This is a genomic window from Oceanidesulfovibrio marinus (assembly GCF_013085545.1).
GTDB lineage: Bacteria > Desulfobacterota > Desulfovibrionia > Desulfovibrionales > Desulfovibrionaceae > Oceanidesulfovibrio > Oceanidesulfovibrio marinus.
Genome location: NZ_CP039543.1, coordinates 1,470,379 through 1,496,535 on the forward strand (window position 1 = coordinate 1,470,379; position 26,157 = coordinate 1,496,535).

Annotated in this window: 29 protein-coding genes; 23 read left to right on the top strand and 6 right to left on the bottom strand. The window is 63.6% G+C overall.

What is annotated here, in order from left to right:
- Positions 1-11: 11 nt before the first annotated feature.
- From fliM to rpmB, 6 genes are all read right to left on the bottom strand, one after another.
- The gene (gene fliM / locus E8L03_RS06585) at positions 12-992 is read right to left on the bottom strand and encodes a flagellar motor switch protein FliM (protein ID WP_144306180.1); all 981 of its coding nucleotides are present in this window, start codon (positions 990-992) and stop codon (positions 12-14) included.
- A gap of 189 nt (positions 993-1,181) precedes the next feature.
- Positions 1,182-1,523 (bottom strand): hypothetical protein, encoded by a 342-nt coding sequence (locus E8L03_RS06590; protein ID WP_144306179.1) that lies wholly within the window; start codon positions 1,521-1,523, stop codon positions 1,182-1,184.
- Between the two features lie 162 nt (positions 1,524-1,685).
- Positions 1,686-1,982: a ubiquitin family protein gene (locus tag E8L03_RS06595; RefSeq protein WP_144306178.1), complete on the bottom strand. Its 297-nt coding sequence runs from the start codon at positions 1,980-1,982 to the stop codon at positions 1,686-1,688.
- A gap of 211 nt (positions 1,983-2,193) precedes the next feature.
- Positions 2,194-3,282 carry a rhomboid family intramembrane serine protease gene (locus E8L03_RS06600; protein ID WP_171266890.1) on the bottom strand — a complete coding sequence of 363 codons (1,089 nt, stop codon included), beginning with the start codon at positions 3,280-3,282 and terminating at the stop codon, positions 2,194-2,196.
- A 69-nt stretch (positions 3,283-3,351) separates the two neighbouring features.
- The gene (locus tag E8L03_RS06605; RefSeq protein ID WP_144306176.1) at positions 3,352-3,744 is read right to left on the bottom strand and encodes an FxsA family protein; all 393 of its coding nucleotides are present in this window, start codon (positions 3,742-3,744) and stop codon (positions 3,352-3,354) included.
- Between the two features lie 309 nt (positions 3,745-4,053).
- Positions 4,054-4,263 (bottom strand): 50S ribosomal protein L28, encoded by a 210-nt coding sequence (gene rpmB, locus E8L03_RS06610; RefSeq protein WP_144306175.1) that lies wholly within the window; start codon positions 4,261-4,263, stop codon positions 4,054-4,056.
- Positions 4,264-4,511: 248 nt separating this feature from the next.
- Between rpmB and E8L03_RS06615 the strand changes: the two genes are divergently transcribed.
- The 23 genes from E8L03_RS06615 (at position 4,512) to E8L03_RS06725 (ending at position 26,120) form a co-directional block, all read left to right on the top strand.
- The gene (locus tag E8L03_RS06615; RefSeq protein ID WP_144306174.1) at positions 4,512-5,060 is read left to right on the top strand and encodes a YceD family protein; all 549 of its coding nucleotides are present in this window, start codon (positions 4,512-4,514) and stop codon (positions 5,058-5,060) included.
- Between the two features lie 50 nt (positions 5,061-5,110).
- The gene (rpmF, locus tag E8L03_RS06620; RefSeq protein WP_144306173.1) at positions 5,111-5,290 is read left to right on the top strand and encodes a 50S ribosomal protein L32; all 180 of its coding nucleotides are present in this window, start codon (positions 5,111-5,113) and stop codon (positions 5,288-5,290) included.
- A gap of 82 nt (positions 5,291-5,372) precedes the next feature.
- The gene (plsX, locus tag E8L03_RS06625; protein WP_235896686.1) at positions 5,373-6,377 is read left to right on the top strand and encodes a phosphate acyltransferase PlsX; all 1,005 of its coding nucleotides are present in this window, start codon (positions 5,373-5,375) and stop codon (positions 6,375-6,377) included.
- A 58-nt stretch (positions 6,378-6,435) separates the two neighbouring features.
- Positions 6,436-7,428, top strand: a complete 993-nt coding sequence (locus E8L03_RS06630) for a beta-ketoacyl-ACP synthase III (protein WP_171266891.1) — start codon at positions 6,436-6,438, stop codon at positions 7,426-7,428.
- 124 nt (positions 7,429-7,552) lie between these two features.
- Complete coding sequence (fabG, locus tag E8L03_RS06635) at positions 7,553-8,296, top strand: 3-oxoacyl-[acyl-carrier-protein] reductase (protein ID WP_171266892.1); 744 nt, start codon at positions 7,553-7,555, stop codon at positions 8,294-8,296.
- A gap of 97 nt (positions 8,297-8,393) precedes the next feature.
- Complete coding sequence (locus E8L03_RS06640; protein ID WP_144306169.1) at positions 8,394-8,624, top strand: acyl carrier protein; 231 nt, start codon at positions 8,394-8,396, stop codon at positions 8,622-8,624.
- Positions 8,625-8,818: 194 nt separating this feature from the next.
- Entirely contained in the window at positions 8,819-10,060 is a 1,242-nt protein-coding gene (fabF, locus tag E8L03_RS06645) for a beta-ketoacyl-ACP synthase II (protein WP_171266893.1), read from the top strand.
- A 36-nt stretch (positions 10,061-10,096) separates the two neighbouring features.
- Positions 10,097-11,335 carry a serine hydroxymethyltransferase gene (glyA, locus tag E8L03_RS06650; RefSeq protein ID WP_171266894.1) on the top strand — a complete coding sequence of 413 codons (1,239 nt, stop codon included), beginning with the start codon at positions 10,097-10,099 and terminating at the stop codon, positions 11,333-11,335.
- Positions 11,336-11,353: 18 nt separating this feature from the next.
- Positions 11,354-11,875, top strand: coding sequence for a deoxycytidylate deaminase (locus tag E8L03_RS06655; RefSeq protein ID WP_425325952.1), 522 nt, complete (start codon positions 11,354-11,356; stop codon positions 11,873-11,875).
- 21 nt (positions 11,876-11,896) lie between these two features.
- Entirely contained in the window at positions 11,897-13,102 is a 1,206-nt protein-coding gene (gene ribD, locus E8L03_RS06660; protein WP_171266895.1) for a bifunctional diaminohydroxyphosphoribosylaminopyrimidine deaminase/5-amino-6-(5-phosphoribosylamino)uracil reductase RibD, read from the top strand.
- Positions 13,103-13,114: 12 nt separating this feature from the next.
- The gene (locus E8L03_RS06665) at positions 13,115-13,801 is read left to right on the top strand and encodes a riboflavin synthase (RefSeq protein WP_171266896.1); all 687 of its coding nucleotides are present in this window, start codon (positions 13,115-13,117) and stop codon (positions 13,799-13,801) included.
- Between the two features lie 150 nt (positions 13,802-13,951).
- A complete protein-coding gene (locus E8L03_RS06670; protein ID WP_144306164.1) occupies positions 13,952-15,193 on the top strand; it encodes a bifunctional 3,4-dihydroxy-2-butanone-4-phosphate synthase/GTP cyclohydrolase II in 1,242 nt (413 codons plus the stop codon).
- 10 nt (positions 15,194-15,203) lie between these two features.
- Complete coding sequence (gene ribH / locus E8L03_RS06675; RefSeq protein ID WP_171266897.1) at positions 15,204-15,674, top strand: 6,7-dimethyl-8-ribityllumazine synthase; 471 nt, start codon at positions 15,204-15,206, stop codon at positions 15,672-15,674.
- Positions 15,675-15,676: 2 nt separating this feature from the next.
- On the top strand, positions 15,677-16,171 hold the full coding sequence (nusB, locus tag E8L03_RS06680) for a transcription antitermination factor NusB (RefSeq protein WP_144306162.1): 495 nt from the start codon (positions 15,677-15,679) through the stop codon (positions 16,169-16,171).
- Positions 16,140-16,688: a hypothetical protein gene (locus tag E8L03_RS06685; RefSeq protein WP_171266898.1), complete on the top strand. Its 549-nt coding sequence runs from the start codon at positions 16,140-16,142 to the stop codon at positions 16,686-16,688. The genes nusB and E8L03_RS06685 overlap by 32 nt, the downstream gene beginning before the upstream one ends.
- A gap of 60 nt (positions 16,689-16,748) precedes the next feature.
- Positions 16,749-19,259, top strand: a complete 2,511-nt coding sequence (gene leuS / locus E8L03_RS06690; protein ID WP_171266899.1) for a leucine--tRNA ligase — start codon at positions 16,749-16,751, stop codon at positions 19,257-19,259.
- A gap of 337 nt (positions 19,260-19,596) precedes the next feature.
- Complete coding sequence (locus tag E8L03_RS06695; RefSeq protein WP_171266900.1) at positions 19,597-20,733, top strand: DNA polymerase III subunit delta; 1,137 nt, start codon at positions 19,597-19,599, stop codon at positions 20,731-20,733.
- Positions 20,733-21,410 (top strand): RadC family protein, encoded by a 678-nt coding sequence (gene radC / locus E8L03_RS06700; protein WP_144306158.1) that lies wholly within the window; start codon positions 20,733-20,735, stop codon positions 21,408-21,410. Before E8L03_RS06695 ends, radC begins: the two co-directional genes overlap by 1 nt.
- 148 nt (positions 21,411-21,558) lie before the next feature.
- On the top strand, positions 21,559-21,831 hold the full coding sequence (locus E8L03_RS06705; RefSeq protein ID WP_171266901.1) for an acylphosphatase: 273 nt from the start codon (positions 21,559-21,561) through the stop codon (positions 21,829-21,831).
- Between the two features lie 164 nt (positions 21,832-21,995).
- Complete coding sequence (gene lon / locus E8L03_RS06710; RefSeq protein WP_144306155.1) at positions 21,996-24,422, top strand: endopeptidase La; 2,427 nt, start codon at positions 21,996-21,998, stop codon at positions 24,420-24,422.
- The gene (locus E8L03_RS06715) at positions 24,423-24,716 is read left to right on the top strand and encodes a hypothetical protein (protein WP_144306154.1); all 294 of its coding nucleotides are present in this window, start codon (positions 24,423-24,425) and stop codon (positions 24,714-24,716) included.
- 233 nt (positions 24,717-24,949) lie between these two features.
- Positions 24,950-25,441, top strand: coding sequence for a hypothetical protein (locus E8L03_RS06720; protein ID WP_171266902.1), 492 nt, complete (start codon positions 24,950-24,952; stop codon positions 25,439-25,441).
- A gap of 283 nt (positions 25,442-25,724) precedes the next feature.
- Positions 25,725-26,120 carry a hypothetical protein gene (locus E8L03_RS06725; protein WP_144306152.1) on the top strand — a complete coding sequence of 132 codons (396 nt, stop codon included), beginning with the start codon at positions 25,725-25,727 and terminating at the stop codon, positions 26,118-26,120.
- Positions 26,121-26,157: the final 37 nt, after the last annotated feature.

A 26,157-nucleotide genomic window follows, 5' to 3' on the forward strand; every position in this document is an offset into this window, starting at 1 on the left:
CGACTGTGGCGTCAGGTTGTGCGCAGCTCTTCTTCGTTGATCACCTGGAACGCCTTGTTGCCCTTCACCATTCCCGTGATGCCGTGGTACTTGAGCACGCCTTCGATCTCGGCCTCGAAAAGGTCGTCGGTGTCGGTGTCCAGCAGGATGATGTCGCCCTCCTCCAGGTTCAGGAGCTGCCGGCCGGTGATCTTGGAGCGGCCGAAGCGCACCAGCATCTCCACCGGTGTTTCCAGCAGCCGTTCCTTGAGCCGGGAGACCCAGGCGTGGTCCACCTCCAGCCGTTCGGTCTGGAAGCTGGCGTGCAGCTTGGAGCGGATGGGCTCGATGGTGGCGTACGGCAGGCACAGCACCAGGGAGCCAATGGAGTTCTCCAGCTCCACCTCGAAGGTGATGACCACCACCACGTCCGAGGGCGGCACGATGGCCGCGAACTGCGGGTTGATCTCGGAGCGCACCAGCTCCAGGTTCACGTCATGCACCGGTCGCCAGGACTCCTCCATGTTGTCCAGGGCGATCTTGATGACGCGGTCCACGATGGCCTGCTCGATGCTGGTGAACTCCCGGCCCTCGATCTTGGGCTGGGAGCCGGTGCCGCCGAAGAAGTTTTCCACCAGGGCGAAGACCAGGCGCGAGTCCACCACCATGATGGCGTTGCCGCGCAACGGGTCCATCTTGAAAATGTTGATGGAGGTGGGCACGGGCAGCGAACGCATGAAATCGCCGAACTTGGTCATGTCGATGGAGATCGGGTTGAGCTCCACGCGCTTGCGCACGGCGTTGGAGAGCGCGTTGGTGCACAACCGGGCGAAGCGGTCGTTGACGATCTCCAGAACCGGCATGCGCCCGCGGATGATGCGGTCCTGGTTGGCGAGGTCAAAGGGCACGATGCCGGAGTCGTCCTCCGAGACATCGGACTCGACCTCGATCTCGCCGCCGGAAAGGCCGCGCAGCAGAATATCGACTTCGTCCTGTGCGAGAATCTTGCTCATAAGTTATACCCCGCTCCGGGGTAATGGTGTTGGAGCTCCCGGAGCTGTTGCAGCATACGGTGGGCGGTCTGGACGGTCAAGAATTCCCGGCCTGGGAAAAAAAGACCGCGCCCCACACACAATGTGCAGGGCGCGTGCCAGGAAAAATATGCCGAGCGTCGGGTTTTCAAAAAGTCGACAGTGGTCCTGCTAGCCCATGAAAAACGGGACGAGCTTGTTGCAAATGTATGAGCACAGCCCGGCTATGGCCATCAGCTGGATGACGTCAAAGGGATGCACCCAGATGCGGCGCACGGTCACTCTGGTGAAGAGGCCGTGGTCCACGTGGACGACCCGGTAGTACAGCCGGCTCTCACCCTTGCGGCGGGCAGAGAGCAGGTTGCCGGTCCAGAGCTCCTTCTCCTTGACGTTGTTGAACAACTCACTGAGATCGTGACCCCTTGTGTCACAAAACTCGGGCTGTCCTCCACACGCGCCAGGGAGCCCATGCAGCAGGATTTCGACTTCATCCTTGGCGAGAATCGCATTCATAAAAACACCCCCGTTACAAAGTAAGGGTGGCAAAATGTTGTATGCTTATGGTGATATACACACCGAGAGAGGCGGTCAAGCCCTTCCCGGCGGTTTTCACCTTCGCTTTACATTTGAGGATTACCCAACACATTCTATGCAGATCACATGCCAGAACCCAGGTCAGTCGAGGAAAAACGGAACCAGCATGTCAAAAAGGAACCAGCAGAGCCCGGCTATAATGGCAAGCTGGATGATGTCGCGCGGGTGCAGCAGGACGCGGCGCACGAACACCCTGGTGTGGAACCCGGGCTCCACCCGCACTATCCGATAATAGCGCCGGTTCTGGCCGCGGCGCCGCACCGAGATGGAGTTGCCCTTACGCAGCTCGTACAACTCCACATCTTCGAAGATGTGGCTCAGGTCCTCGCCGGTCTTGTCGTCGTAGAATATGGTAAACCCGCCGTGCGGTGGGTGCATGGTACTCTCCCGTGGTACGGATTTCTGGAAGATACCATACTATAATGCTGGCTGAACGTCAGGCAAATGAGAAGTCCGCTCAAAAGAGGAATTTGACTGTGGGGCAAGAAAGGCGAAGGCCGTCGGGAAAGAGCTTACCCAGCAATATTCGGCCTTCGAATAGAGCAACCCCGATGCGCCCACGGCGTGTCAGAACACTTCAGAGAGGCTTCTACAAAAACGCCAGGACCCAGCTCCACACGACCACGAGCAATGCGCCCAAGGCGACCAGGCGGTCCCACAGACCGGGCAGCACCCGGCCCGTCTGGGAGAGCCAGCCGGCGATCATGCCGGGGACGATGCCGCACACAAAGCCGAAGAAGTGCGCGCCGAGGTCGATGTTGCCCTCCCCCGCGCCCAGAAAAGCCAGCAGCGCCACGCCCATGGCCAAAGGCAGCAGCACGCCGCGCCACGCCCGTTTCCAGAAGCTCTCATGCGGACCGGACACCAGGAGCACGCCGATGCCCGCCTCGGCCGCGCCGATGCCGGCAAGCACGCCCACAGCGCCGAGCACGGCCGTGGAGGCGCCCAGGCTCACGTGGTCGTAGCCGGAAACCCGGCAGTTGATGAGGTTGCCGACCACGCCGGTAAAGAGGATGGACCACCAGCCCAGGGCCGCGCCCACTCGCCGGGTGACCAGATAGAAGAAAACTCCGCCGAACAAGGCGTTGGTCAGCAGATGCCCGGCGTCGGCGTGAAGTGTCAAAGCTGTGACAGCCCGCCACCATTCGCCCATCACCTGAATGCGCATGCAGTCGGCCACGCCGGCCTCGCGCCAGGCCAGGGCAAAGCCCTGCGCGCCCTGCCCCAGCTGATCCAGCGTCAGCGGCCCGGGGCTGCTGGTGCGTGTAACAAGGGCGTGGAAGCACGCAAGCAAGGCGAGCACGAGAAAGGTCTGGCCCAAACCGGCCCTTGCCGGTGGCGCCGGCATGGGTGCACGCCCTCTATTGCCTGCGTTCTCAACCACATACTGTTCAATCTCGTCCAGGGCGCGCTCCACATGGCGCTCCGGCACATACAAGGCTGGACCGGTGGCCTGCGCGGCCCCTTCCGGCCTTCCCAACCAGGATGTTCTGCGAGACGGGTATAATTCAGGGTGGTTAGGCACGCTGCGCGAGTCGAGCACGAGCGTCCATAATCTGACAATGCGACGGTTTGCCGACATCCCGAACCGCTCCTCCAGCTCGGGAACGATGTCCAGCCAGCCTGCGTCCGGGGGAGCCGTGCGCAGCAGACGCGCGGGGGAGTGGCGGCGATCCATGGAGTATTCAGCAATATTCCTGGGTTGATACGGACGGCAGAACCCTGCCGCCGAAAGCTTAAGGCGCGCCTAGAAGCGGTGGATCTCGATGTGGCCCTGACGGATCCATGTGTCAAATTTGCGACGAAGCAAGCGCTTGAAAGCGTTCCGCGCCGGCGGAATGAGCAGCGTGAGGCCGCACACGTCGGTAATCAGACCAGGGGTGAGCAGCAGCAGACCGGCCACCAAAATGAGTGCGGCGTCGATCATCTCCTCGGCGGGCATCTGGCCGCTGTTCAGCCGTTCCCGGATCGTGAGCATGGTGCTGACGCCCTGCATCCGCGCCAGCCAGGCGCCCACGGCGCCGGTCAGTATGACTATAAGGATAGTGGCGGCGGCGCCGATGTACGAGCCCACCGTGATGAGCAGATAGAGCTCCAGGAGCGGAATGAGCGTGAAGCCCAGAAAAAGCTTGAGCAGCATGTCGGGTTCCTTACAGGGGCGTTTTGGGGAGCTCCATCCCTAGCGCATTTCAGCGGGGGGTGCAAAAGAATACGCCGCCGCGCGGCGTTGCTGCGCCGGCGTTGCGGAGCGTCCGGCGCATGGCCGGCCTGTCGCATGCAGTGGTGAAATGGCGGAGCTCCCCGGCCGGGATTGCCGGTGGAGCATGTACGCGGATGGAGCTGAAGACGGAAGCGGACTGTTTCGTCTGCTCCGCAAAAAGAAAAGTCGAGCGCCGCATCCCGATGGTACAGGGCGCGGCGCTCGAAAAAAAGAATGGCCGCAGGCGGATCAATCGACCTGGCGGGCCGGGGGCTTGGCGATCTCGCCGGAGCGCAGGCAGCGGGTGCAGACCTGGATGCGCTTTACCTCGCCGGAGGGAAGCAGAGCACGTACCTGCTGCAGGTTGGGCATGAAGCGGCGCTTGGTCTTGTTGTGCGCGTGACTCACATTGTTGCCAACCTGGGGGCGTTTACCACAGATTTCGCAGACCTTGGACATGACATATCTCCTTGCGCATCATCCTCCGCTTGGCACTTGCATGGCGGCGGAGACGGATTATACTCTGACTCGGACCTGCCCGGACGCGTTGCGACGCCGTCTTTTACGGACCGCGTGGCGGTACTGCGACGGGGGGGCCGCTGTCGGGAAGCACACTTCGTATCTTCCCTTGCTGGATAATGCAAGGCTTTTTTCTTGACAAGCAAAACTCCATCCATGTAATGACGTGGGTCTTTGCGAGGTGACAGATGTCACAGATTTGGGTGCCATTGCACGACATCCCGGCCGAAGGCCGGGAATTTTCTTTTTCCGACCCGGGCTTGTGGACCGAACCCTGGAAAGAGTTCGGTCTGCAGTACGAAATGATTGACCCGCTCTCCGCCTCCCTTTATGTCTCTCCGCAAAAGGAAGGCTACCTGATCTCCGGCACGCTCACAGGAAAGGTTTCCGTGCCGTGCGACCGTTGCGCGGAGCCGGCTGTTGTCGAAGTGGACTCGCAGTTCCAGGAGTTCGAATCGACCACCGGCACGATCGACGAGGACGAGGGAGACGAGGCGGAGGACGAGAAGAGCGACCTGCTTCGCCTGACCGGTCAGGGATGGGAGCTTGACGCCGCCGGCCTGCTGTGGGAGCAGTTCCAGCTTGCCGTGCCGGTCAAGCCGCTGTGCCGCCCGGACTGCAAGGGGCTGTGCCCCGTGTGCGGCGCCGATCTGAATACGGCGCCATGCGAGTGCGAGCAAGACCAGGGCGATCCCCGTCTGGCCGTACTTCGGGGCTTGAAGATAAGCTCCTCCTGATTGTACTAGTATGTAGGATACGTAAACGATACCCACTACGAGGTGAGACCATGGCTGTTCCCCAAAAAAGACAATCCAAATCCAGAAGCCGGATGCGCCGCGCCCATGACAAGGTCGCAGTGCCCAACGTGATCTACTGCGAATGCGGCGAGCCCACCCTGCCCCACCGCGTCTGCCCCAGCTGCGGCATGTACAAGGGCCGCCAGTACCTCAGGAACGAGGATGCCTAGCGAGGAGAACGGCGCCGCCACTCCCGAGACCACGGCGCCCCCTTCTTCTTCCGAGACGCAGCCGGTTATCGCGGTTGACGCCATGGGCGGCGACCACGGTCCTTCCGTGGTCATCCCCGGCGCCATCCGCGCCGCGCGCGAAGGCGACTTCAAGATCATCCTTCTGGGTGACGAGAAGCGCATCCGCCACGAGCTCGACAAGCTGGGTCCCTGCCCCGAGGCGGAGATCCTGCACACGAGCCAGGTTGCCGCCATGGGTGAGAAGCCTTCCGACGTTCTGCGCCGGAAAAAGGACTCGTCCATCCAGCAGGCCTTTGCCATCGTCAAGGAAGGCCGCGCCCACGGCGTGGTCAGCGCGGGCAACTCCGGCGCCACAGTGGCGTGCGGCATGTTCATTCTCGGCCGCATAGACGGGGTCGAGCGCCCGGCGCTCGCCTCCATCATGCAGACCGAGCATGCGCCCATGGTGCTGGTGGACGTCGGCGCCAACGTGGACTGCAAGCCCTACCACCTCTTCCAGTTCGGCATCATGGCCGACGTGCTGGCGCGCGACGTGCTGGGCATAGAGCGTCCCCGCGTGGGCCTCTTGTCCATCGGCGAGGAGGAAGGCAAGGGCAACCTCCAGGTGAAGGAGGCCTTCGAGCTCTTCAAGATGACCGCGATGAACTTCGTGGGCAACGTGGAGGGCCGGGACATCTTTACCGGCGATGTGGACGTTGTGGTCTGCGACGGCTTTGTGGGCAACGTGGCCCTCAAGCTCTCGGAAGGTCTGTGCACCTCGCTTTCGCGCATGCTCAAACGCGAGCTCATGCGCTCTCTGCCGGCGCGGCTCGGCGCAAGCCTGGTCGCAGGCGCGCTCAAGCGCTTCGCACGGCTCGTGGACTACGCCGAGTACGGCGGAGCCCCGGTGCTTGGCCTGCAGGGCATCGCCATCGTCTGCCACGGCGCGTCCAACGAGAAGGCCATCAAGAGCGCCTGTTCCATGGCTGCCACATACGTTCGCAAGGAGACGAACGACCATCTCATGGCCGAGCTTTCGGCCAACGAGGAACTCTCCCGGTTCGGCAAAGCCGCCATGAAACTGTAGTGAGGCATCGTTCTCACCTTCCTTATCGAACCATCTCCCGTACCCAATCTATATACCCATGAGCGCCACGAGCTATATCAATGGCCTGGGCCGCTACGTGCCACCGCGCGCAGTGTCCAACGCCGACCTCGAGAAGCTTGTCGATACGAGCGATGAGTGGATCACCGCACGCACCGGCATCAAGGTTCGCCACATTGCGGAAAAAGGTCAGCCGTCTTCGGACCTGGCATATGAAGCCTCCAAGAGGGCCCTGGAACATGCCGGCATCGAGCCCGGCGAGCTGACCCATGTGCTGGTGGCTACCTGCACTCCGGACTCGTACTGCCCCAACACCGCGTCGATGCTGGCCCATCGCCTGGGCGTAGGCACACCCATGGCCATGGATATCAACGCAGCGTGCACCGGATTCCTCTACTCCCTGGAAATTGCCCGGTCGCTGCTGTGCACATACCCGGACGCCAAGGTGCTGGTCACCGCGTCCGAAGTGCTCAGCTCCAGAACCAACTGGGCCGACCGCTCCACCTGCGTACTCTTCGGCGACGGCGCCGGCGCGGCTGTATTGACCAACAAGCCCACCGGCGAGCTGCCCTTCAGCGTGGGCCCCATGCAGCTTCGCTCCGATGGCCAGTACGCCGATCTTCTGACCATCAAGGGCGGCGGCTCCGCCACGCCCTACACCCTGGGCGAAACGGTCCGCGAGGACTTTTTCATTACGATGGAAGGCCGCGAGGTCTTCAAGCAGGCCGTGCGCAACATGGCCTCGCTGTGCAAGGAGCTGCTCGAAAAAGCGGGCATGGACATCAACGATGTCGATCTGCTCGTGCCGCACCAGGCCAACCTGCGCATCATCGAGGCCCTGGGCAACCGGCTCAAGATCGACCGCAACAAGGTCTTTTCCAACGTGCAGAAATACGGCAATACGTCGGCCGCCTCCATCCCTATTGCGCTGACAGAGGGCATCGAGCAGGGTATACTCGCCAAAGGCGACTCCGTGCTCGTCACATCCTTTGGCGCGGGCCTGACCTGGGGGGCCGGCTTGCTGCAGGCCTGAGGTCCGCCGGGTATCCGCCACGGCATCAGGCATAATTTGCGGAATTGATGTCCTGCTCCTTTTAGTATAGGAGCATGCCCTACGGCATCGCCCTCGTCGAACATACAACACCCCCATCGACATCATGAGTGAACTTCCCAAGACAGCGTTGGTCACCGGCGGGTCCCGCGGCATCGGCCGCGCCATTGCCAAGCGCCTCGCCCGTGAAGGTCAGCAGGTCTATCTCACGTACGTCTCCAAGCCCGAGCTTGCCGAGGAGGTCGTGGCGGACATCGCCAAGGCCGGCGGCACGGCCGTCGCGTTCAAGGTGGACGTCGCCGATCCGGAGTCCGTACGCGCGTTCTTCGCTGCCGAGATCAAGGACAAGGTCCAGCTTTCCGTGCTGGTGAACAACGCCGGCATCACCAAGGACGGCCTGATCCTGCGCATGAAGGAAGACGACTTCGACCGCGTGATCAACGTGAACCTGAAAGGCGCCTTTGTCTGCCTGCAGGAAGCGGCCAAGATCATGGCCAAGCAGCGCGTCGGCCGTATCGTGAATATCAGCTCCGTCGTGGCCCAGATGGGCAACGCCGGGCAGGCCAACTATGTTTCTTCCAAATCCGGGCTCATCGGCCTCACCAAGACCGCGGCGCAGGAGCTTGCCTCCCGCAACGTGACGGTGAACGCTGTGACCCCGGGTTTCATCGAGTCCGACATGACCGACGTTTTGCCGGAAAAGGTGCGCGACGCGTACCTCGAACGCATTCCTCTGAAACGCCTTGGCACGGCCGACGATATCGCCGCCGCCGTCGCCTTCCTCGTTTCCGAGGATGCCGGTTACATCACCGGCCAGGTTCTCTCGGTCAATGGCGGCATGTATATGTAGCATCCGGCGATTTGTGCCGGAACGGAAAACGCCCCCGGGCGTGCAACCGAGCAGCCACTTCAACCGACAACGACACAAACCACTCTGGAGCAAGAACATGTCCGTTCAAGAGAAAGTGACCAAGATCATCATCGACCAGCTGGGCGTCTCCGCCGACGAAGTCAAGCCCGAGGCCTCTTTCGTTGACGACCTCAACGCCGATTCCCTCGACATCACCGAGCTCATCATGGCAATGGAAGAGGAATTCGGCCTCGAGATCGACGACGATGACGCCCAGTCTATGCTGACGGTGAAAGACGCCATCAGCTATATCGAAAGCAAGCAGTAGCATTCCCGGCGCAATCGCGCCGCCATCGTTCGTCTAACAATCGGGCCCGGGCTGTCTTCCGCCCGAACCCCGAGCGTCGTCCATCTCGAAACGGAGGGAGATCGAGCGCGTGCCGCCAGCCGGCAACCGCCTTCGTCTCTCTCCGTATCGCCGTTGGCGATGCTCCAATCCCTTTTTGTCTGTACGAGGTTTCCATGCGTAAAAGGGTAGTCGTCACAGGACTTTCCGCGATCACTCCCGTTGGCAACGATGCGGAGACCAGCTGGCGCAATCTTGTCGCCGGCGTCTCCGGAATCGGGCCCATCACCCGGTTCGACACCGCAGACCACGCCACCAAGATTGCCGGCGAGGTCAAGGATTTCGATCCGGAACCGTTCGTGAACAAGAAGCTCGCACGCCGGCTGGAGCGCTTCACCCTCTACGCCATGGCCTGCGCGCAGATGGTGATAAAGGACTCCGGCTTCACGATCACCGATGAGAACGCCCCGCGCGTCGGCACACTGCTTGGCTGCGGCCTGGGCGGCCTGGAGACCATCGAGGAGAGCCACGCCAAGCTCGTCTCCGACGGTCCCCGCCGCATCTCCCCGTTCTTCATCCCCGTGCTCATCTCCAACATGGCCCCCGGCATGGTCTCCATCGACCTCAAGACCCGCGGCCCCAACTACGTGACCACCTCGGCCTGCGCCTCCGGCCTGCACGGCATCGGCACCGCCTTCTCCGAGATCCTGCTCGGTCGCGCCGACGCCATGGTTACCGGCGGCACCGAGTCCGTCATCACGCCGCTCGCCATCGCCGGCTTCAACGCCTGCAAGGCGCTCTCCACCCGCAACGACGATCCCGCCAAGGCCTCCCGCCCCTTCGAGAAGGACCGCGACGGCTTTGTCATGGGCGAGGGTTGCGGCATCCTCCTGCTGGAGGAGCTGGAGCACGCCAAGGCCCGCGGCGCAAAGATATACTGCGAGCTCGTCGGCTTCGGCGCATCCTCCGACGCGTTCCACATGACCGCTCCGCCGGATGACGGCGCCGGCATGGCCCTGTCCATGGAAAACGCCATGCAGGACGCCGGCGTGGAAAAAGAGGAGATCGACTCCATCAACGCCCACGCCACCTCCACCCCGCTCAACGACAAGGCCGAGACCACCGCCCTCAAGCGCGTTTTCGGCGACCACGTCAAGAACCTGCACATCACGGCGAACAAGTCCATGACCGGTCACCTCCTCGGAGCGGCCGGCGGCGCCGAGGCGGTGTTCAGCGCCCTCACGCTGTTCGACGGCGTTGTTCCGCCCACCATCAACCTCGATACGCCTTCCGAGGATTGCGACCTTGACTATACTCCGCACAAGGCTCTGGAAAAGCAGATGAACTACGTGCTCTGCAACTCCTTCGGCTTTGGCGGCACCAACGCCTCTCTGCTCTTCAAGCGATACGCGGAGTAGGTTTTTCCAACCGCAACAGCCCTCAAGGACAGATCAATGGAAGAGCTTTTCCTTGCAGATGCCCAGGTAGCCCATGCCGTCCAGCAGGAGATCGAGCGCCAGGTCGGCAATCTCGAGCTCATCGCCTCGGAGAACTTCACCTCCGCCGCGGTACGCCAGACCATGGGAAGCTGTCTGACCCACAAGTACGCCGAAGGCTACCCCGGAAAGCGTTACTACGGCGGCTGCGAGTACGTTGACGTGGCCGAGGACATCGCCCGCGACCGCGTACGCGAGCTGTTTGGCGCGGAGTACGCCAACGTCCAGCCCCACTCCGGTTCCCAAGCCAACATGGCCTGCTACTTCGCCGCGCTCGAGCCCGGCGACACCGTCCTGGGCATGGACCTTTCCCACGGCGGCCACCTCACCCACGGCAGCCCCGTGAACTTCTCCGGCAAGCTCTTCAAGATCGCCTTCTACGGCGTGGACCGCGAGACCAGGCAGATCGACTACGACCAGGTCCGCTCCCTGGCGCAGGAGCACAAGCCCAAGATGATCATCGCGGGCGCCAGCGCTTATCCCCGGACCATCGATTTCGCCAGGTTCCGCGAGATCGCCGACGAGGTGGGCGCAAAGCTCATGGTGGACATGGCGCACATCGCCGGCCTCATCGCCGCCGACCTGCACCCCACGCCCATCGGCCATGCGCACTTCACTACCTCCACCACGCACAAGACCCTGCGCGGTCCGCGCGGCGGCATGATCCTGTCCTCCGAGGAGTTCGGCAAGACTCTGAACTCGCAGATATTCCCCGGCATCCAGGGCGGCCCGCTCATGCACGTCATCGCGGCCAAGGCCGTGGCCTTTGGCGAGGCGCTCAAGCCCTGCTTCAAGGTGTACCAGCAGCAGGTGCTCAAGAACGCCCAGGTCCTGGCCCAGACCCTTATGGACGCGGGCTACGACCTGGTCTCCGGCGGCACGGACAACCACCTGATGCTCGTGGACCTGACCAACAAGGACATCACCGGCAAGGACGCCGAGATTGCCCTGGACAAGGCCGCCATCACCGTGAACAAGAACACCGTGCCCTTCGAGACGCGTAAGCCCTTCATCACCTCGGGCGTGCGCCTTGGCACCCCGGCCCTCACCACCCGCGGCATGAAGGAAGACGACATGTCCAAGGTGGGCGGCTGGATTGTGGACGTCCTCAACAACACCGGCAACGAGACCCGGCTCTGCGAGATCCGCAAGGACGTCCAGTCCTTTGCGCGGCAGTTCCCGCTCTTTGCCTGGTAGGCCGCCAAGGTCAAAACAATGAATGAACGCGACGCCATCGTCCCCCCCATGAAAGCAGTGGGCCGCCTGCCCTGGCCGCAGTACTTTCTGCGCATCTGCTTCCTCGTCTCGGAGCGCTCCACCTGCCTGCGGCGCAAGGTGGGGGCGGTGGCCGTCCGCGATAAGCGCATCCTCGCCACCGGCTACAACGGTGCTCCTTCCAACGTGGCCCACTGCCTGGACATCGGCTGCCTTCGCGCCCAGCTGGGCGTGCCCTCGGGCCAGCGCCACGAGATCTGCCGCGGCCTGCACGCGGAGCAGAACGTCATCATCCAGGCTGCCGTGCACGGCGTGTCCATCAAGGATGCGGACATCTACTGCACCACGCAGCCGTGCCTCATCTGCTCCAAGATGCTCGCCAACTGCGGCGTGAAGAACATCTACTACGCGGAGTCCTACCCGGACGAGATGGCCGAGGACATGCTCCGCGAAGCCGGCATCAACTTCAAACGCTTGCCGCTCGAGCCCCTCGCCGATACCGACGAGAACGACGCCCGATAGCCCGTGCAAAGGCCCCCGGCCATGGATCAGCGTCTCCACTTCCCTGCGCTCGGAGCGCTTTACCCGCCGGACCCGGCCCTGCCCGCCGGCGAACGCGCCTGCTTTGCCGCTGCCCTGACCGAGGCGGAGCGCGGCCGTTTCGCCACCGCGCCCAACCCCTGTGTTGGCGCCGTGCTGGCCACGCGCGACGGCATCCTGGCCCGCGGCTATCACGCCGCGCCGGGCCAGCCCCACGCCGAGGTCATGTGCCTGCGCGATGCCCGCGACAAGGGCGTCGATCCTGCCAGCGCCACCCTGTTCGTCACCCTGGAGCCCTGCAACCACACGGGCCGCACCCCGCCCTGCACCCGCGCCATCCTGGACGCCGGCGTGCGCAGCGTAGTGGTGGGCCATCCGGACCCCAACCCCCTGGTAGCCGGCGGCGGCCTGGCCTTTCTGCGAGAGAATGGCGTGAACGCCCGCTACAGCCAGGACCCGGACGTGCGTCAGGCCTGCGCCGACAGCCTGGCCGACTTCCTGGTCTGGGTGGGCGGCGACCTGCCGTACGTCATTCTCAAGCTTGCGACCACGCTGGACGGCCGCATCGCCACACGCACCGGCCACTCGCAGTGGATCACCGGCCCGGATGCCCGGCGCGAGGTGCACCAGCTGCGCCGCGGCGTGGGCGCCGTTCTGGTGGGCGGCAACACCTTCCGCGAGGACGATCCGCAGCTCACCCACCGCCTGGCCGAAGGTGGCGCACCCCTTGACGAAACGGCCGACGATGCACATCCATTGAAGCAGCCCCTGGCCGTTGTCGCCACGTCCCGGCTTCCGGAACCGGGCGCGGTGTGCCGGTTGCTGTCCGAGCGCCCGCACCAGACCGTGTTCATCGCGCCGCCTGCCGCTGCGGAGTCCGATCAGGCAAAGGCCCTTGTGCAGTGTGGGGCCCGGATCATTGCGGCGAAGGACATGGCCGAAGGATTGAAGGCGTTGCGCCGCGAGCTGGGCGTGCACCATGTGCTCTGCGAAGGCGGCGGCGGGCTCGGGCTCTCCCTGCTGGAAGCCGGTCTGGTCCACGAGCTTCGGCTGCACATGGCGCCCAAGCTGCTGGGCGACGCCGAGGCACGGCCCCTGTTTGCCGGACGCGCGCCCGAGCGCATGGACGAGGCCCTGGGCATGCGGCTCACCGAGGCCAGAACCGCCGGCCAGGACCTGTTGCTCACCTTCCGGCCACAAGACTCTTAGGATATATAGACAATGTTCACCGGACTCGTACAAGGCACCGGCCGCATCACCCGCCTGGACAACATCGGCGGCCAGACCCGCCTCACCGTGGAGCCGCAGTTCGCCCTGCAGGATATCGTTCTCGGCGAGTCCATTGCGGTCAACGGCGCCTGCCTCACCGTGGAGCGCGCCGAAAATACCCCGACCGGGCGCGGCGCGCGATTTTCCGCCTACGCCTCGGCCGAGACCTTGTCCGCCACGGCGCTTGGCTCGCTCAAGCCCGGCTCCATCGTGAACCTGGAGCGCGCCCTTGCCATGGGCGACCGCCTGGGCGGCCACATGGTAAGCGGTCACGTGGACTGCATCGCCACCGTGGCCTCGGTGGATAAGGTCGGCGAATCTACGGTATACCGGCTGGAGTTCCCGGCCGCCTTCGGCTCCCAGGTGGTGGCCAAGGGTTCCGTGGCATTGGACGGCGTCAGCCTCACCGTGAACCGGTGCGGCGAGAACTTTCTGATGGTGAACATCATCCCGTCCACCATGGCTGAAACCACCATATCCCAGTGGCGCACAGGCACGGAAGTGAACATGGAGACAGACCTTATCGGAAAGTACGTGGAGCGCATGCTCAAGGCGTGGTCCGGCGGTTCTTCCGATGAAGATAACGCCAACGATTCCGGCGGCATATCCATGGATTTTCTGCGCAAACACGGGTTTTGATACTCCAGCGGGACTGTGATAGGAACTAACCCCTTCCCGCAGCGGCAAGGCCGCGCCATTTTTCGATGCGCCCGCCCCGCCGGGCGCACCACAGAACCTCCCTTCCGCTGCATGCCTGAGACCGGAAGAGACGAACATAAGGGAACGCACATGCCGATCATCAGCGCCGAAGAGGCGGTAGAAGAAATCAGACAGGGGCGCATGATCATCCTCGTGGACGACGAAGACCGCGAGAATGAAGGCGACCTGACCGTGGCCGCGGAAAAGGTCACCCCCGAGATCATCAACTTCATGGCCACCCACGGCCGGGGCCTGATCTGCCTGGCCATGGCGCCGTTCCTGGTGGATCGGCTCGAACTGCCCATGATGTCCTCGGACAACACGTCCAAGTTCGGGACGCCGTTCACCGTGTCCATCGAGGCGCGCACCGGCGTGACCACCGGCATCTCGGCCTATGACCGCGCCACCACCATCCTCACGGCCGTGGCGGACAACGCCAAATCGGACGATCTGGTCACCCCCGGTCACATCTTCCCCCTGCGTGCGCGCAAGGACGGCGTGCTGGTGCGCGCCGGCCAGACCGAGGGCAGCGTGGATCTGGCCCGCATGGCCGGGCTCAAGCCGGCCGGCGTGATCTGCGAGATCATGCGCGAGGATGGCAACATGGCGCGCATGCCCGACCTGGTCGAGTTCGCCAAGGAGCACGACCTGAAGATCGCGACCATCCGCGACCTCATCCGCCTGCGCATGCGCACCGGCCATACCTCGGTAAAGCGCATCGACGAGGCGTGCCTGCCCACGTGCTACGGCGAGTTCAAGGCCATCGCCTTTGATAGCGAGATCGACAACCAGACCCATCTGGCCATCGTCAAGGGAGAGATCGACCCGAGCAAGCCGGTGCTGGTGCGTGTGCACAGCGAGTGCCTGACCGGCGATGTGCTGGGCTCCATGCGTTGCGACTGCGGCGGCCAGCTCCAGACTGCGTTGCGGATGATCGAGGCCGAGGGCTCCGGCATCCTTTTGTACATGCGCCAGGAAGGCCGCGGCATAGGCCTGGCCAACAAGATCCGCGCCTACCACCTGCAGGACCAAGGCTACGACACCGTGGAAGCCAACGAGAAGCTGGGCTTCAAGGCCGACCTGCGCGACTACGGCATCGGCGCTCAGATTCTGGTGAGCCTCGGCGTGCGCAAGATGCGCATGATGACCAACAACCCCAAGAAAATCGTGGGCCTGGAAGGGTACGGCATCGAAGTTGTAGAACGCGTACCCGTCGAGATGAGCCCCTGCGACGCCAACATAAAGTACCTGCAGACCAAGCAGAGCAAGCTCGGCCACATGCTGCACGTCAACAATTGCCAAGCCGGAGGCGACGCCTCCGCTGACGAGTAAGGACCATACCATGCCCCATCTGCAAACCATCGAAGGCAAGCTGGACGCTTCGGGCCTGAAGTTCGCCCTGGTCGCCACCCGCTTCAACGATTTCATCGTAGACAAGCTCGTGGGCGGCGCGGTGGACTACCTTGTCCGCCACGGCGCCAGCCGCGAGGACATCACCCTGGTGCGCCTGCCCGGCGCGTTCGAGATGCCCGTGGTGGCCAAGAAGCTCGCCAAGAAAGGCGAGTTCGACGCCATCATCTGCCTCGGCGCGGTGATCCGCGGCGCGACCCCGCACTTCGACTTCGTGGCCAGTGAGGCCACCAAGGGCATCGCCCAGGTCGCGCTGGAGTTCGGTGTTCCCATCGGCTTCGGCCTGCTGACCACCGACACGCTGGAGCAAGCCATCGAGCGCGCCGGCTCCAAAGCCGGGAACAAGGGCGTAGAGGCTGCCTCCGCCGCTCTGGAAAGTGTGCGAGTCCTGGAGCAGCTGTAAACATGACGGACACAGGTCGCTCCCGTCATGGCGCTCGGGAGACTGCTTTTCAGGTGCTGTACGGCCTGAGCTATTCCGGCGCGCCCACAGAGCGTGATCTGGAAAAGGCTTTCGCCAAGGCCCCTGTCGCGCCCAAAGGCAAAGAGGTGGAGCTCGTCTCCGACGTTCCCTATCCGGAGCAGCCGACCCAGGGTTTTGCCTGGGAGCTGACTCACGGCGTGTGGGAGAAGCGGGATGAGCTCGATGAGATAATCAACAAGTTCTCGCAGCATTGGCGGGTCACGCGGATCGCCAAAATTGAGTTGACGATACTCAGGCTCGCCGTCTTCGAGATGCTCTACCGTGACGACGTCCCCACCAAGGTAGCCATCAACGAGGCGGTGGAGTTGTCCAAGCAGTATGGCGACGAAAATTCCAAGGGTTTCGTAAACGGCATCCTGGATGCTGCGGCAAAGGCGCTCGAGCATGGTGAAATTGGGGTTCATCAAGGACGCTGACCAGAGTCCTCCGGAGTTCGCCCGCGTCTACATAGCGGCCACAGAGGACGGCAAGGCGCCGTCTGCCGAGGTCCGCTCCTGGCCCAACCGCGACGGCGAGCAGCTCTTCGAGGTTGTCTTCCTCGTACCGCGCGGCGAAAAGAACATGGGCTCCTGGATCGGCTACATGGCGGACACCCTGATGCGCATGGGCTGGGACCACTGGTGGATCGACACCCTCTCCGTCTCGCAGGTGCTCGACCGCTACATCGTGGACGCCGTGGCAAGCTGGGGCGACGCCTTCTGGCCGCTGTTCAGTAACGAGGCCGTGGTCCTGATCCAGGTGGGCCTGCAGCGCGAAGACTTCCAGCGGTGCGCGGAAAGGTGGGCCAAGAAGTTCCCCCACCTCCAGGTGGATGACGAGCACGACTACGAGCGCATTGCCCTGGAGCTGGAAGCGCAGGCCCAGGCGGAACGCGAAAAGCGCCCCACCTATCGCCTCTTGCGTCTGCTCCAGTCCAGGAACCGTTCGCACTGATTTTCGGGTTGCGTTCCGCATACACATAATTTCAACGAAGCATAGAAAGGACGAGACACCATGGAGCCGTACGACTTCCAGGCCGTGGAAGAAAAATGGCAAAAGCGCTGGAACGAAGCCCGCGCCTTTGAATGCGAGAGCACCTCGGACAAACCGAAGTACTACGTTCTCGAAATGTTCCCCTACCCTTCGGGCCGCATCCACATCGGCCACGTGCGGGTCTACTCCATTGGTGACGTCCTGGCCCGGTTCAAGCGCATGCAGGGCTTCTCGGTACTCCACCCCATGGGCTGGGACGCCTTCGGCATGCCGGCGGAAAACGCCGCCATCAAGCACAACACCCACCCGGCCAAGTGGACCTACGAGAACATCGCCACCATGAAAGCCCAGCTCATGCGCATGGGCTACTCTCTGGACTGGCGCCGCGAGGTGACCACCTGCGATCCCGAGTACTACAAGTGGGAGCAGCTCTTCTTCATCAAGATGTGGGAGAAGGGGCTGGTCTACCGCCGCAAGGCCCCGGTCAACTGGTGCGAGAAGTGCCACACCGTGCTGGCCAACGAGCAGGTCATTGACGGCCAGTGCTGGCGCTGCGACTCCATGGTGGAGCACAGGGAGCTCTCCCAGTGGTTCCTGCGCATCACGGCCTATGCCGAGGAGCTGCTGGACGACCTGGACAAGTCCCTGGTCCAGGGCTGGCCGGAGCGCGTGGTGGCCATGCAGCGCAACTGGATCGGCAAGTCCGTGGGCGCGGAGCTGGAGTTCCAGATCGAGAGCTCCGACGAGCGCATCCGCGTCTTCACCACCCGGCCGGACACCCTGTACGGCGCGACCTTCATGAGCTTGGCGGCCGAGCATCCGCTCATCGAGCAGCTCGTGGCCGGCACGGAGCGCGAGGACGAGGTCAAGGCCTTCTGCAAGAAGGTCCGGGACATGGACCGCATCGCCCGGACAGCCGATGACATGGAGAAGGAAGGCGTCTTCACCGGCGCGTACTGCGTCAACCCGGTCAACGGCCGGCGTATGCCCATCTGGGTGGGCAACTTCGTGCTCATGGAGTACGGCACCGGCGCGGTCATGGCTGTGCCCGCGCACGACCAGCGCGACTTCGAGTTTGCCCGCAAGTACGACCTGCCCATCGAGGTGGTCATCACCCCGGAAGGCGAGACCCTGGACCCCGCGACCATGGAGGCCGCCTACTCCGATCCCGGCGTGCTGGTGAACTCCGGCGAGTTCGACGGCACTCCCAACGAGGAGGCCAAGCTCAAGATCGTGGATGCCCTGCAGCAGCGCGGCATGGGCGAGAAAGCCATCAACTACCGTCTGCGCGACTGGAACATCTCCCGCCAGCGGTACTGGGGCGCGCCCATCCCCGTGGTTTACTGCGAGGAGTGCGGTTACCAGCCCGAGAAGGAAGAGAACCTGCCGGTGGTCCTGCCCCTGGAGGTGAAGACCAAGGAGGACGGCCGCTCTCCCCTGCCCGAGGACGAAACCTTCACCACCGCCGTCTGCCCGGTCTGCGGCGGCAAGGCCCGGCGCGAGACCGACACCATGGACACCTTCGTGGAGTCCTCCTGGTACTTCCTGCGCTACGCCGACGCCCGCAACGACACGAAGCCCTTTGACAAGGACATCGTCTCCCAGTGGCTGCCGGTGGATCAATACATCGGCGGCATCGAGCACGCCATCCTCCACCTGCTCTACTCGCGCTTCTTTGTGAAGGTTCTGCGCGACCTGGGCTACCTGGACTTTGACGAGCCCTTCGCCAACCTGCTCACCCAGGGCATGGTGCTCAAGGAAGGGGCCAAGATGTCCAAGTCCAAGGGCAACGTGGTCTCCCCGGATGACATGACCGCCAAGTACGGCGCCGACACCGTGCGGCTCTTCTGCCTCTTTGCCGCGCCGCCGGAGCGTGATCTCGATTGGTCCGACCAGGGCATCGAGGGCGCCTACCGCTTTGCCAACCGGCTCTGGCGCCTGGTGCTGGACGCCCAGGAATCCCTGATGACCATGGCCCCCTGCTCGGCCACGGCGGCGGACTGCGAGACCGCGGGCAACGCCGCCGACACGGCCAAGGAGCTGCGCCAGAAGGAGCACGCCACGGTCAAGAAGGTGGGCGAGGACCTCTCGGACAAATTCCAGTTCAATACGGCCATCGCCGCGGTCATGGAGCTGGTCAACCTCATGTACACCAGCCGGGACGCGCTGCTGGAATCTGAAGGCGGCCGCAAGGTCTTTTCCTCGGCCGTTGCCTCCACCGTGCTCGTGCTCTCGCCCATCGTGCCCCACATCTGCGAGGAGCTCTGGGAGCGCATGGGCCACGCCACTCTGCTGGCCGAGTCCGGCTGGCCGCAGTACGACCCCGACGCCCTGGTGCTCGATACCGTGACCGTGGTCGTCCAGGTGAACGGCAAGCTGCGCGGCCGCATCGACGTGCCGGCCGACGCCACCAAGGACGCCATCGAGGAGCAGGCCCTGAACGAGAACAACGTGCAGAAACACCTCGAAGGCAAGACCGTGCGCAAGGTCGTGGTCATCCCCGGCAAGCTGGTCAACGTGGTCGCCACGTAGTTCACCAATGCAGATGCACATGCGAAAGGGGAACCCCTTTGAATAAGGACTTCAGCCCTTAGGCGCGGTTGTTAGCGCTCTTAGGGATGAAGATAGCAGAGCTGTTCTCCCCTCTCGCGCTCTCCCTTTCCCAAACCTTTCATCAGGCTGCTTTTGTTCACGAACAAGAGCAGCCTGTTTTTTGAGGAAAACTAGATAAAAGTCTTTGGAAAGGGGGGCTGGGGGAAAACCTTTCTTCCAGAAAGGTTTTCCCCCAGAGCATTTGTTAAAAACGGGCTTTTATAATTCCAGGGAGGCGCTTGTCAGCGGCAGGGTTCCCGCCGTATGCTGCCGCTCCATGAGCCCTATGACAGCCCCGCCTTCCGGTAACGCATCCCGCCCCGGCGCCGACCGGCCCGGTTTTTTCTTCCTCGCCTGCCCGGACTCCAAGATCATTCAGGGAAAAGTCCAGGAGCTGATGAAGCAGTACGCCCCGGCTGAGGCCGGCGGCGGCCTGTTGGGTGCTTCTGCGACCGGGTTCGACCGCCGTTCCTACTGGGCCGAGGAAGGGCTGCCCCCGCAATTCTGGGAAGACCTCACGCTGCAATCGCTCACCGGCCGCGCCAAGTGCATCGTGGTGCGGCATGCCGAAAAGCTCCTGGCTGCGGACTGGAAGGCCCTGGTCCCGGCCCTGGCCGGGTTCAAGGAGCACGCCTTTCCCATCTTCTGTCTGGAGTCTGCCTGGCAGCGAAACCAGCCCAAGCCCCCGGCGCAGCTGACCAAGCAGAAGTTCTGGACGCTGGCGCAGGACCGCGGCTGGTACTGGCAGTCCCCGGGCATCACCCGCAACAAGATGGCCGCCGTGCTGGAGCGCGAGGCCCGCAGGCGCTCCGTTGCCTTTGCGCCCGGCGCGTTGCAGTTTCTGGCGGAATCCCTGCCCCTGGACGCCGCGGCGATCACCGCCGAGATGGACAAGCTGGCTGTGGCGGCCCAGGCCGTGGAAGGGGACGGACAAGGCGTCATCGACACGGCCCTGGCCAGGGAGACGGCCTATGCTCCGGACATCGACATCTTCGGCTTTATCCAGGCGCTGCAAAAGGGCACGGCGTCCGTGGCGGTATGGAGACAGGTCTTTGCCGACCGCCTTGGCGGCGAGGGCATGCTCTTTCCGCTGCTCTCCCTGCTCACGCGGGAGGCGCGCCTGCTCTGGCAGATAGATGCCGGCGAGACCCAGGGCATACGCCTGCCCATGTCCGTGATGCGCGCCAAGGAGAGCCTGGCCCGCCGGCTGGGCCGCACGCGCATCGCCGTGCTCTTCGACCTTGCCATGGAGGCGGAGTACGGCGTGAAGTCCGGCGAACGCAAGCCGGAGCAGGCTCTGGAGCGCCTCGTGGCCGGCATGGCCGCGCTCTTTGCCGACGACACCGCGACCGGCCGCGGACCGACGGGTCCTGCGCAGCCACGCCGCGGCGGCCCGCCGAGGCAGCGACCGTAATGGCGGACAAGCCCCATTACCACGGCCACCGGCAGCGACTCAAAGAGCGCCTGACCCAGGACTCGTCGCAGCTTGCCGACTACGAGCTGCTGGAGCTCTTGCTCGCCCACGTCATTCCCCGCCGGGACACCAAGCCCCTGGCCAAGGAGCTGCTCAGCCGTTACGAGACCCTGCGCGGCGTGCTCCTGGCCCGGCCGGAGGAGCTCTCCGACGTCAAGGGCCTGGGCCCGTCCGCTGAAATTTTCTTCACGCTGTTCAAGGAGATACGCGCCCGCGTGGAAGAGGAACCGGCCAGGAAGCGCGAGATCCTGTCCCATCCGTCCAAGGCCGCGCACATGGCCATGAGCCGCCTGGGCCACCTCTCCACCGAGGAGTTCTGGGTGGTGCTGGTGGATGCCAAAAACCGGCTCATCGGCTGGGAGCGCATCACCTCCGGCACGGTGAACGAGACGGCCGTGTACCCACGGGAGCTTATCGCCAAGGCCCTGCAGCGCAAGGCCGCAAGCTGCATCATGGTGCACAACCACCCGGGCGGCGACCCCCGCCCCTCGCGCATGGACGACGAGCTCACCGAGCGGATGCAGCGCGCCTGCCATGAAGTGGGCGTGCGCCTGCTGGACCACATCATCGTCACGGACGACGACTACTACAGCTATCAGATGCAGGGGCAGCTCTGACCCTGGCGGCTTTTTCGCTCCCGAGCTCGGGACAAAGCCTTGAGTCGCCCCCCGTAGCGCCTTTTTATCCGCCTCCCCAATTCTCCACCTTCATTTCCTCGCATAGCTCCTGTATCGTATCTGGGTACGCGCTCAACCAGGAGGATAGATGGTCAAAACGCTCCACTGCATTGTTTCCGGCCGCGTCCAGGGAGTCTGGTTTCGCGGCTACACCCGGGAAACCGCGCGTTCCCTGGGTGTGTCCGGCTGGGTGCGCAATCTGCGCGACGGCCGGGTGGAAGCCATGGCGCAGGGGGACGACGAGGCCCTGAAACTGTTTCGCGAACGGTTCGGCCAGGGGCCGCCCTACTCGCACGTAGACGCCCTGGAATGCACTGAAATCGAGGAGGAAGTCATTTCCGGCTTCTTCATAGCCCGCTGAGAACGTGCTTTTGTCCCGAAATGGGGTAGACATTCACGATTATGGCCTTATTTATCCCTACTTGTGGGATTATGCTCAGTTTCCGACACGCACGCGGCGGCCGTTGACGCCGCTGCAGGAGATTACAGCATGATTCTTCCGAATACAGGGAGGTTATTACACTGATGAGCGACGAAAGCCTCACCACGCAGGAAATCCTTTTGGACAACGAGGAAGACGCGCGCAAGGTGGAGGAAGCCTTGAACGAATCCGGCGAGACCACCATGGAGATTCCGGCCGAGATGCCGGTGCTTCCGGTGCGCGATATCGTGGTGTTCAACTACATGATTCTCCCTCTCTTCGTGGGACGGGAGAAGTCCGTTGCCGCGGTGGACGCGGCGCTGAACTCCAACCGGTTCATCACCATCCTCACCCAGCGTGACGAAAACGTGGACGAGCCCGGTCCCGACGATCTGTACGACGTCGGCACCGTGGCCATGATCATGCGCATGCTCAAGATGCCCGACGGCCGGCTCAAGGTTCTGGTCCAGGGCGTCTCTCGGGCAAAGGTCCTCGAGTTCACTTCCACGGAGCCGCATATCCAGGCCCGTGTGGAGACCCTTCCCGAACCTGAGATCGAAGACCTCTCCCTGGAGCAGATTGCGCTCATGCGCGCCGCCAAGGAGCAGAGCGAGAAGATTCTTTCCCTGCGGGGAATCTCGCCCTCCGACATCATGGCTGTGCTGAACAACGTAAACGATCCCGGTCGCCTGGCCGACCTCATCGCCTCCAACCTGCGGCTCTCCCAGCAGGACGCCCAGGCCATTCTGGAGGAGCGCGACCCCATGCGCCGGCTCTCGCTGGTGAACGACCAGCTTGTGCGCGAGCTGGAGCTGGCCACCATGCAGGCCAAGATCCAGTCCTCGGCCAAGGAGGGCATGGACAAGGCGCAGAAGGACTTCTTCCTGCGCGAGCAGATGAAGGCCATCCGCAAGGAGCTGGGCGAGGAAGGCGAGGAGTCCGAGGAGTTCGAGCAGCTCCAGGAAGCTCTGGACAAGGCCGGTCTGCCCAAGGACGTGAAAAAGGAGGCCGACAAGCAGCTCAAGCGGCTCACCTCCATGCACCCGGACTCCTCCGAGGCCACGGTGGTGCGCACGTACCTGGACTGGCTCATCGAGCTGCCGTGGAAGAAGACCTCGCGCGACAGGCTGGACATCAAGAAGGCGCACACGATTCTGGACGAGGACCACTACGACCTGCAGAAGGTCAAGGACCGCATCCTGGAGTACCTCTCGGTGCGCAAGCTGAACCCAAAGATGAAGGGCCCGATCCTCTGCTTTGTGGGTCCTCCCGGCGTGGGCAAGACCTCGCTCGGACGCTCCATCGCACGCGCCCTGAACCGCAAGTTCGTGCGCATGTCCCTGGGCGGCATGCGGGATGAGGCCGAGATCCGCGGCCACCGCCGCACCTACATCGGCTCCATGCCCGGCCGGATCATCCAGTCCATCAAGCAGGCCGGAACGCGCAACCCGGTCATCATGCTGGACGAGATCGACAAGATCGGCACGGACTTCCGCGGCGATCCCTCCTCCGCGCTTCTGGAGGTGCTGGACCCGGAGCAGAACCACTCCTTCTCCGACCACTACCTCAACGTGCCGTTCGACCTCTCCAAGGTGATGTTCGTCTGCACGGCCAACGTGCTGGACACCATCCCCTCGGCTCTGCTGGACCGCATGGAGACCATCCAGATCCCCGGCTACACCGAGCAGGAGAAGATCAAGATCGCCAAGCGCTACATCCTGCCGCGGCAGGCCGAGACCAACGGCCTCAAGCCCGAGGATGTGGACATCTCCGAGTCCGCGCTCTCCAGGCTGGTGCGCGAGTACACCCGCGAGGCAGGACTGCGAAATCTGGAACGCCAGGTAGGTTCCGTATTCCGCAAGCTGGCGCGGCGCAAGGCAGAGGGCGAGAAGGGACCGTTCAAGGTCACGCCCACCTCGCTGCACAAGCTGCTCGGCGCGCCCACGTTCCTGGACGAGGAGCGCGAGAAGGAGCTGCCCCCCGGCGTGGCCGTGGGCTTGGCATGGACTCCGTACGGCGGCGAGATTCTGCACATCGAGGCGTCCACCATGCCCGGCAAGGGCCACCTGACGCTGACCGGCAAGCTCGGCGACGTGATGAAGGAGTCGGCCCAGGCCGCCATGACCTACGCCAGAGCCCGCGCCGAGACCCTGGATATCGATCCGCAGTTCTTCGAGAAGCGCGACATCCATATCCACGTGCCGGCCGGCGCTACGCCCAAGGACGGCCCCTCGGCCGGCATCGCCCTGGTCACGGCCCTGGTCTCCGCCCTCTCGGGCAAGCCCATCTACTCGGAGCTTGCCATGACCGGCGAGATCACCCTGCGCGGGCGCGTCCTCCCCGTGGGCGGCATCAAGGAGAAGATCCTGGCCGCCGTTGCCCACGGCATGAAGGAGGTCGCCATTCCCAAGCAGAACAAGAAGGACCTCGAAGACGTGCCGGCGGAGCTCAGGCGCAAGCTGAAGATCCGCTACATCGAGCACATCGACGAGATCTGGCCGGCCGCCTGGCACATGGAGGTGAAGAAGTAGATGGCCGTTATCCGTACCCTGCTCTCGGCCGGGAAGTTTGCGGCCAGGGGCGTTGCCGAGGTGGCGCTCTCCCGCTCCCACGCCGGCCGCACGGCATTGGCCGTGGCCGCGCTCATGGGCCGAGCCACACCGCTGGGACGCGCCTTCCTGCTCTACGAGGTGGGCCGGGCCGCCTATGACTGGCGCCGGGAGTACAAGAAAGCCAAGGCGTTGCAGAAGAGCCTGCGCGCCGAGAAGGCCGGCGCGGACGCCGCAGTCCAGTTCGAGGTGGTCGCACCGGCGCAGACCGGCTAGCCCCCTCCTCGCACACCACGATGCACACGCCCCCGGCTCCATGGTTTCATGGCCGGGGGCGTTTTTTTATACGAGACGGCGGAGGCTTCGCACGTGCTCTGCGCGGCCGTCTTTACCACATCCCCCATCTCATGCATGATGTGGAACCACCGTTTTTAACCCAGGGTTCCCGCACGCGCCATCCCTGTGCGAACCCGGCGCGCGCCGCCATAAACGCAATACGGACTCACCCCGTGACAGCACTCTACACGCCTGAAGCTAGGCAACTCATGGCAATACATCCGTTGTTCAAGCGCCTTTCCGGCCAGGTCATCTGGGCCCTGCTGGAAGAGGCCGGGCTCGATCCCGACGCCATCGACGCCTTCATGGACCGCTTCGAGAAGCTCAGGGCCGAGACCCTGTCCCTGCTCGACGAGCTGGACAACGAAGGCGGTGCCCTGGAGATCGTCGCACGCAACGCAACCTGCCCCGCGTGCGAGTCCTGCGCCAGCCTCGTTGGCCGCTGCATCCCCGGCGATGTCCCGGCCCCCTACAGCCTCATGCCGCCGTACGGCCTGGGCTGCCGGCTGACGGCGCGCCACCTGCCGCCGGCCACGCTCATGACCAACACCGATGCGCGGCTGCTCATAGACCCGGAGGACCTGCCCGTCGGCGGCCCGATGTGCAGTTGCGCCATGGAGCAGGACGACCTGGCGCGCTGGCTGCTGCCTGACCAGGAGAAGTAGCCCGGCACCGTCATCAGAGCCGGTGACAGTGTATTGCGTCGGATCATGCGGCGAGAGGCCGCTGGCTACTTCGCATGAAGAAGCAACCGGGTGAATGATTTTCTGGATATGGCTGCGCTGCTGATGTATCGTGGATTGCATCAGCGAATGTCCACAATTTTAGAGCATATTAACCTTGAAAAGGTTTAGATGCTCTTATGCATTTACCTGAAACAATAGTAATTTGTTTCAGATGGGAGTCTTGTTGAAAGACGAAAATGCTCTAGACACCAGGGAGTATCGTATGGAACGTTTCGCGCGCATCGCGCTTCGCATGGCCCTGCTTGTTCTGCTGGCCGGCGCCCTGCTGGCCGCCGCATGCTCCGGCGAGCACCCCGCCGAAACCAACGCGACCAATCAGACTGGCCAGACCGGGGCGATGGACGAAGCCCCCACGGGCGTTCCCGGCATGCCGGACAACATCAACCTTGTCTGCGGCGACAACATGCCGGTCACAGCCGAGCCCACCATGCTGCCGCTCCAGCTGCACGTAGGCGAGGACGCCTACGACGTCAGCGCGGAGCAGACGCCGCTGGGCATGGATTTCGTGGGCAAGGACATTGTGCTCTCCATGAAGGAAAAGGAGATCACCCTGCTGCTGGGTGAGAGGACCTACAACTGCCGGCAGGTTGAAGAGTAGAAGCCATCGCAAAAATGTTCTTTGGCCCCGTGGCTGC